The organism is Pseudomonas reactans (genome assembly GCF_013387025.1).
Classification (GTDB): domain Bacteria; phylum Pseudomonadota; class Gammaproteobacteria; order Pseudomonadales; family Pseudomonadaceae; genus Aquipseudomonas; species Aquipseudomonas reactans.
This window is the reverse complement of sequence record NZ_JACAQP010000161.1, coordinates 1-882: the sequence shown is the minus strand read 5'-3', so window position 1 is coordinate 882 and position 882 is coordinate 1. Positions and strand designations below refer to the sequence as shown.

Below are 882 nucleotides of genomic sequence, written 5' to 3'. Positions count from 1 at the left end.
TCCCACCACCGACTCATCCTCTGTCTCAACCGGTTTGGACACTCCATCGGCTCCAGAGATACACCGAGGACCACTAACACTCTCCAAACTTTGCAAACTTCCAACAGGAGAGAATTTTTCAGTCTTAGTCTTCAAAACCCAACGGCTCTTTGTAACTGTACCCGGAACACACCCCGTGCTCCCACTGTCACAAAATCCCCTGAATCGTTTAGACTTTCCGACTCGTTCAGCTAACATCCCCTTGGCTCCAGAATTCATGTTTGCAAAATGAACTCTCTTAGCACTAGATTTAGCGAACCAGATTTTGTCATGCTTAACGGGGACGGTCATACTTCCCTCAGCAGGTACCTCAACCATATACAATGACCCACGCTTCATACCTTGAGCAATCACCGAATTACCATTGACCACCCTCCATTTACCACCACCAAACCTTACTTCCAGTCCTTGTTTATCCAGCTGACCAACAGAAATCAATTTCTTCTTCAGCTCCGGAATCACCCTGACATTCTTCAGGTTCCATGTAGTTCCTAATGAAGTAACCAGATCAATATCTCCTATGCCCGTTACTTGAAGCATCTCGTCATTTGCTAACCGTACCTTCCCAAAATCTCCTTCTTTTAGATTCACCATCGTTTCTCCGTTGTCCATGGCGTGAAACGAAGCCCCTGAATCCATGACCCAAGAGTCTACAGAACTTTCCATACTTAGTATCAGTGCATCATCCTCAGACACACTCTCAGCACCAGTAATGTTCAATTCTTTCTTTGGACATTGACTCTTAACATGTCCCACCTCCTGGCAGTTCCAGCACTTCACATTCTTCCAAGTTCTAGATGAACTTCTTCCCCGACTCCCACTGCTCCCACTATTCCTGCTATT

The 882-nt window shown here is 45.9% G+C and carries 1 protein-coding gene; it reads right to left on the bottom strand.

Annotated features, from left to right (window positions below):
• The coding region (locus HX793_RS32290; RefSeq protein WP_256733988.1) for a hypothetical protein at positions 1-759 on the bottom strand (759 nt) is incomplete at its 3' end.
• Positions 760-882: the final 123 nt, after the last annotated feature.